Source organism: Pseudomonas sp. Pseusp3 (assembly GCF_047304225.1).
Taxonomy (GTDB): Bacteria; Pseudomonadota; Gammaproteobacteria; order Pseudomonadales; family Pseudomonadaceae; genus Aquipseudomonas; species Aquipseudomonas fluorescens_CD.
Genome location: NZ_JBGLYV010000066.1, coordinates 24988 through 32009 on the forward strand (window position 1 = coordinate 24988; position 7022 = coordinate 32009).

The 7022-nt window shown below is 58.6% G+C and carries 4 protein-coding genes; 2 read left to right on the forward strand and 2 right to left on the reverse strand.

The genetic code is table 11. The features are described from left to right. Positions 1 to 36 precede the first annotated feature (36 nt). Complete coding sequence (locus tag ACCD00_RS20965) at positions 37 to 3540, forward strand: alkaline phosphatase family protein (protein ID WP_413427350.1); 3504 nt, start codon at positions 37 to 39, stop codon at positions 3538 to 3540. A 196-nt stretch (positions 3541 to 3736) separates the two neighbouring features. Further along, entirely contained in the window at positions 3737 to 4834 is a 1098-nt protein-coding gene (locus ACCD00_RS20970) for an HNH endonuclease (RefSeq protein WP_413427351.1), read from the forward strand. A gap of 138 nt (positions 4835 to 4972) precedes the next feature. On the opposite strand, the gene ACCD00_RS20975 is transcribed toward ACCD00_RS20970, so the two are convergent. Beyond that, positions 4973 to 5536 carry a Bro-N domain-containing protein gene (locus tag ACCD00_RS20975; protein WP_413427352.1) on the reverse strand — a complete coding sequence of 188 codons (564 nt, stop codon included), beginning with the start codon at positions 5534 to 5536 and terminating at the stop codon, positions 4973 to 4975. Positions 5537 to 5894: 358 nt separating this feature from the next. Continuing rightward, positions 5895 to 7022, reverse strand: coding sequence for a ribonucleotide-diphosphate reductase subunit beta (locus ACCD00_RS20980; protein WP_413427353.1), 1128 nt, complete (start codon positions 7020 to 7022; stop codon positions 5895 to 5897).

Sequence of the window (7022 nt, forward strand, 5' to 3'; positions counted from 1 at the left end):
AGATCGAAATAGAGACTTCACATCAAGGAGCGAACCATGCCGAACAACTGGCCCGCCGGGATTGAGCACGTCGTCGTGCTGATGATGGAAAACCGTTCGTTCGACCATTTGCTGGGGGACTACACAAGCATCAATGCCGCGTGTGACGGTATCAACCGCAAGGCGCCCAGCACCAACCTGCTGAAGCTGGCCAATGGCAATTCGACGGTGATCACCCAGGCATCGGAGTTCCCGGAGAACTACAGTCTGTGGGCGCCGCCGCCCCCTCTGCCTCCGGCGCTGCCGCCGGGCAACAGCGAGGGTTTTGACCTTGGCCACGAATTCGTCAATGTAGAGAAACAACTGGGCGTCTCCTTCAAGACCAGCCCGGCCAACCCCACGCTCGCCGGTTTTGCCCAGGACGCCTACGACAAGGCCCGCAGCGACCTGAAGGTGTACAAGACCTGGTCGCAGTCCATGGCCCAACGGGCGATGAACTACATCCCGTTCGGCGCCACGCCAGCGAAGGATACGCTGCCGGCCATCCACGGACTTGCGCGTAACTTCACCGTGTGCGACCGCTGGTTTTCCTCGGTGCCAGGCCCCACCTGGCCGAACCGTTTTTTTGCCATGCTCGGCAGTTGCAATGGTCACTTGCTGATGCCCTCCACGGGCACGGTGCTGGCTGGCGTCAAAAGCCTGATTGCACAGTTCGGCGGCGAGAGTATTTTTTCGCTGCTGCGCAACAACGGCCACGACGCGCGGATTTATTCCGATGGCGCGATCCCGCTGGCGGCGCTGGTCAAGGGTGGTTTGCAGCACCTGAGCATCGACGACTTCAAGTCGGACGTCGCCGGTGACAAGCTCCCCGAACTGTCCTGGATCGAGCCGAGCTATGGCCTGCTCAACGGCAAACTCGGGCCCAATGTGTCGCATCATCCACCCGAAGATTTGCGCTTTGGCGATCAGTTTGTCGGTGAGGTGTTCAACGCCTTGTCAGCCAATACCGCTGTCTGGAACAAAACCCTGTTCGTGCTGCTGTACGACGAACATGGCGGTTTCCATGACCACGTGGTGCCGCCGACTTGCGTGGCGACTGGTTCAACGGTCGATGTCCCATGGAAAAATCCATTCACCCGCCTCGGCGTTCGGGTGCCGGCGATCCTGGCTTCACCGTGGCTCAAGCCAGGCTTGATTCCCTGGACGGGCAGCGTCCAGGCGCAGCATTACGATCACACCAGTTTGCTGGCGTTTCTTTGCGATCACTTCAAATTGCCACGTAGCGCCCTCGGTCCACGGGTGATCGCCGCGCAGCACTTCGGTAACGCGCCAATCTGGCGTGCTGCACCGGGCGTAACGGCTGCGCCAAAGTTGGCGGCCACCGTAGTGCCCAGTCGCGTCGGGTTGCCATTGATCGAGTCCGAACTGGCGACCCAGAGTCGGCAGGTAGTGGACAGCGCCACCGGTTACCTCGATGGCCTCGACCCAGAGCAGATCTGGAAGAGCAGCGCCCAATGGGTCAGCGGTTTTCTCGGCAACCGCAGCCGCGCCCTGGCTGATCCGGCTCAGGCCGCGCTCACGCCTGCCGCGCCCAGTGCCGACAGCCTGGAGGCGAAACTGCGGCGCTTGCAGGATTTGATGGTCACCGCCCAGGGGCAAACGGTTCGCCCCGTTGCAGTGCCTGCCAGCAAAGCCTTGGCCGAACCGGGAGCGGAAGTTGCGCCAACGCGGCTGCGCGTCCTGTGCCTGCCGGGTGTCGGCTACACGCCAGCCGGCCAGGGGCAGGGCGGCATCGATGCGAACTGGCAGGACCAATGGCGCACATTGATCCGCACTCAACTGGCGCAAAACGGTCGCCCCATCGATGACCAGGACATCGACTTCCTGTCCTTCGACGAGCAACTCAAGGAGGGGCCTGACTTCGCCCAGATCACCCGCGGCCTGGCGATGCTGAGCGCCGACGCCAGGGGCAAGGCTGACGAGAATTTCGGCAGTTGGGGCCTGCCGGTCAATCAGATGTTGCGCACCACCGTTGGCGCCATCGTGCAATGGATCGAAGACGCCGAGTTGCGCACTGCGTTGACTCAACATCTGTTGGCGAAGGTCGAGGCATTCAATCCGCAGATCATCTTCGCCCAAGGGCTGGGCAGCCTGATCGGCTACGACGCCCTGCGCCGCTCGGTGGCAAAAAAAGGTACGGCCCTCAAGCGCATCGATGGCCGAGTGTTCGTCAGCTTCGGCTCACCGATCGCACTGCCGCTGGTGATGCGCGAAGTGTGGGGCGGGCGGGTGCTGCGCCTGAGCGAAAACGGCCGAGGCATCCGCCGCTGGTTCCACCTCCACAACCCCAACGACGGCTTGCTGACCCGGCCGATCACCTCGCCGGATTCCGCGCGGGTCGACCTGCAAACCGAATTCAGCGTGCCGCTGCGCGATGACCTGCTCGACCTCAATCACGCCGCCCAGGCCTACTTGTCCTCAGCCTCCAGCCAGAACGGCCTGTGGCCGCAACTGGCCCGCGATGTGGTGGCTGCGCGAGCGCTGGAAGTGCCGGCATTCCTGTCCCGTAGCGGCCAACGCAAACGTCGCGCCTTGGTGGTCGGTATCAACGATTACCTCGACCCGAGCGCACGCCTCGAGGGCTGTATCAACGACACCTACCTGATCAGTCGCATGCTTCAGGAAAGCGGCTACGACGCCGGCGACATCCGATTGCTGCACGACGCCCGAGCGACCCGGGCCAACTTCGTCGAGCGCCTCGAATGGCTGGTGGAAGGCGCCCGCGCCGGCGACGAGCGCGTATTGTTCTACTCCGGCCACGGCACCCAGCTGCCGGTCTACAGCAGCAGCGGCGAAGCCGACTGCATGGACGAAACCCTGGTGCTCCACGACTTCGACTGGGACGACGAAAGCACCCACTTCACCGACAAACTGTTCCGCCAGTTCTACAGCCACCTGCCCTTCGACCCGGACGGCCACGGCGCCAAACTCACCGTCATGTTCGACTGCTGCTACGCCGGCGGCATGACCCGCGGCAACGGCCGCGTGCGCGGCATCACCCCACCCAGCGACATCCGCCACCGCATGCTGCGCTGGGACCCCTACGCCGGTGACTGGGACCGCCGCGTCTACGCCACCGACGCCGACCGCCGCGACTTCAGCGAACAAGACAACAAAACCCGCGGCCTCACCCGCACCCGCACCACCCAAGGCGCCGCCACCGGCCTGCGCCCCGAGAAAAAAGCCCAGTTGCTGCGCCAAGGCAAACTCTACGGCCACCACGGGCCCTACATGCCGCTGATGCTCTATGCTGCGCGGGAGAACGAAAAGGCCAGCGAATATGTGGTGGGCTCCAACCACTACGGCGCCTTCACTTATTTCTTGGTCGAACAACTGCGCAAGTTGCATCAGGAGGATGCGACGTTGGGGTTTGATCAGTTGATTGAACGGGTGGGGAGTGTGTTGAGCGCGAGGTCGTTGGGGCAGACGCCGGAGATTGTTGGGCCTAGTGGGGTTAGGGCGGCGGTGTGTCCGTGGCGGATTAGTGGGTTGGGGAGGTGAGGGCGCAGAGTATTGTCGTGGGAGAAATGAGATTGATGTAGCAGGCGAACAGCGGCTGGTCTATTCCACCGCTGCCCGCTATTGAGCAATAGCGCTTAGAAATAGTGGCTTTTCGCCCTATAACAAATTGAAACCCTTTGATACTTTGGTGAGTGTAGGAATTTTCCTACAGCCATTGTCGATAAGGACAGCACTCGTGGTGATCAAAGCGGTTTCGAAGGAACGAATAGACAAAGCGTTGCTGGAGTTTGATCGTAAATTTCGGAGTAAGCACGAGTGGCAGGGCTGGGAAAAAAACCTAGCTCACCGTTACGCCGTTCACTCGGGCGGTGAACTGTATCCGGCGAAGAAAATCGTCTCTCTGGCAACTGGCATTGCTGTAGGAAAATTCTCCGGTGGGCGCCCAACCAACAGTTACCTAGAAAAGCGAGGCTTCACTGTTGTGGAGTTACCGCGTGGAGAAGGCGAGCCTGTTTTGCAGTTCACGAAGGGGGCTGTTTACGACCGAAAAACCGAGATCAATGGACCGTTCGGTGGGAGCCTGCAAAGCGGCATTGCAGCATCCGCAACTTACCCTGCGATATTTTTGTTCACAGGCGATAGTGGTGAACAATACGGGTATGCCGACGATTGGGACAACGGTGCCTATCTTTATACCGGTGAAGGACAACGTGGGTCGATGACTTTGATCCGAGGCAACCGGGCCATCGCTGAGCATGCCGAGGATGGCCGAGCGCTGCACTTGTTTAAGTCTCTCGGCAAAGGTAAAGGCAACGAATACATGGGCGAGTTTTCTTGCGCCGACATGTTTGAGCGGACCCAGCCGGATGTGAGTGGCCAAGATCGGACGGCGATTGTTTTTCGGTTAGTCCCTGTGGGTATTCCTGGTGAATTAATTGAAGCTGAAGAACAGGATGAAGATGAGGCTGACCTTTCCGAGTCTCTGGCTGCGGCGCGGTTGGCTGCGCTGGCTGCATGTAAGCCTAGCAGCGATGATTTGGGGCTATCCGCTCCGCGTAAGATCTATCAGCGCAGCCGGAAGGTTGCGCACTATGTGCTGATGCGCGCCAAGGGCGAATGCGAGAGCTGTGAGAGGCCGGCTCCTTTTATGAAAAAGGATGGCACCCCCTACTTAGAGCCGCATCACGTAAACCGGCTCTCAGATGGTGGGTTAGATCACCCGCGCTATGTGGGAGCCGTGTGCCCAAGTTGCCATCGGGAAATTCATTCTGGAGTACATGGAGCGTTGGTGAATAAGAAGCTGAAGCAGCGGTTGGAAGCAATTGAAGGCTGATTGAAATGTGTGCCGAGGCAGTGAGGTCTGTTGCCTGCAAATATTGAGAGGCTGCGAATTGCTGGTTATGGAAATGAGGACAGTTAGTGAAGTGCTTATTGTAGGAAACCCATGCGTTCTCGTTCCTACAGACTGTCCTTAGTCCCTCGTGCGCTTCGACGACTGAAGCACTTGGGCTACCTTCCGCCACCAAGGCTTAGCTATCAACACCCGTCGCTGCGTTTGATCGTCTGACAGGTAAGGCATGTCCCGTAGCCGAATCCAACTTTCACCGCGCCAGTGCAGCAGATTTAACGACATTTCCGGCCAGTCCAACGAGCTCAACATCGGTCGATCCGCAGCATAAGGCTGCGCGGCATCGCGTAAGGCCTGCACAACCTGATTGGTCAGCCATTCGCGTAACAATCGATTTGCAGGGACATAGTGATACACCAATAGTGCATATACACCGGACTCGCTGAGCATTAGCTGTTTCCGTGGCTGTCGGAAGTATTCAATCCACAAGATACAGCGCTGATCCTTATCCAGTTTGCTGACCATGCGATCACTGAGATGGACACCCATCAAGCGGCCAATGTCACGGGCGCAGAACCACGGTTGATTTTCCAGCAGGAGGGCATGGAGCGGTAGGTTATGGAGGGTAAAGATCATTGGATGGAAAGGATCAGAGATTACTGATCGGTGTGAAGTATCTGCAGGCATACCCATTACCTCTACGTATAAAGTTGAAAAGGGCCAGAGCCCGACGTAGAGGATCTAAGAAATCCCAACAAGCGATTCTCCTACACACAGGATTGCGCAGGCATGGCGGATGCCAGCATGCATTCTGTGTGATGAAGTTGCTTCTACGTTGGGCGTTTCTTAGGCGCTTGCAATAAAGTTTAGAGCTGCTTGGAGTGGCCCTCAATACAGAATGTGCTGGATCTTCTGTAGGCGGTTTAGCTACTACTGAGATTGCTCGTAGGTGTTTTCCTACCCTACAAAAAAGCCCCGATCAGATCGGGGCTTTCAGATGTTCGATTTGTCGATTCAAGTCGTCAAATCGCGGCTAGCTCAGGAATCAATCCCAGCTCAAAGCCCCACCAGTCTGATACTCAATAACCCGAGTCTCAAAGAAATTCTTCTCTTTCTTCAAGTCCATGATCTCGCTCATCCAAGGGAACGGGTTAGTCGTCCCTGGGTACTCTTCCTTCAAACCAATCTGCGACAGACGACGGTTAGCGATGAACTTCAGGTAGTCCTCCATCATCGCCGCGTTCATGCCCAGCACGCCGCGAGGCATGGTGTCACGTGCGTATTCGATCTCCAGCTGAGTACCTTGCAGAATCATCTGCGAAGCTTCTTCCTTCATTTCGGCATCCCACAGGTGTGGGTTTTCGATTTTGATCTGGTTGATCACGTCGATGCCGAAGTTCAGGTGCATGGATTCGTCGCGCAGGATGTATTGGAACTGCTCGGCGACGCCGGTCATTTTGTTGCGGCGGCCCATGGAGAGGATCTGGGTGAAGCCGCAGTAGAAGAAGATGCCTTCCAGAACGCAGTAGTAGGCGATCAGGTTGCGCAGCAGCTCTTTGTCGGTTTCGACGGTGCCGGTTTCGAACTTCGGATCGGAGATCGAGCGGGTGTATTTCAGGCCCCAGGTGGCTTTTTTCGCGACCGACGGGATCTCGTGGTACATGTTGAAGATTTCGCCTTCATCCATGGCCAGCGATTCGATGCAGTACTGGTAGGCGTGGGTGTGGATCGCTTCTTCGAAAGCCTGGCGCAGGATGTACTGGCGGCATTCCGGGTTGGTGATCAGGCGGTACACGGCCAGGACCAGGTTGTTGGCCACCAGGGAGTCGGCGGTGGAGAAGAAGCCGAGGTTGCGCATCACGATGCGGCGCTCGTCGTCGGTCAGGCCTTCCGGGTTTTTCCAGAGGGCGATGTCGGCGGTCATGTTGACTTCTTGCGGCATCCAGTGGTTTGCGCAGCCGTCCAGGTACTTCTGCCAGGCCCAGTCGTACTTGAAGGGTACGAGTTGGTTGAGGTCGGCGCGGCAGTTGATCATGCGTTTTTCGTCAACGGCGACACGGGCGGAGGCGCCTTCGAGTTCGGCGAGGCCTTCGGCGACGTCGAGCGAATCCAGGGCGGCCTTGGCGCGGGCAACGGCGGCGGAGTCAGCGGCGGTCACGGCACGGGCTTCCAG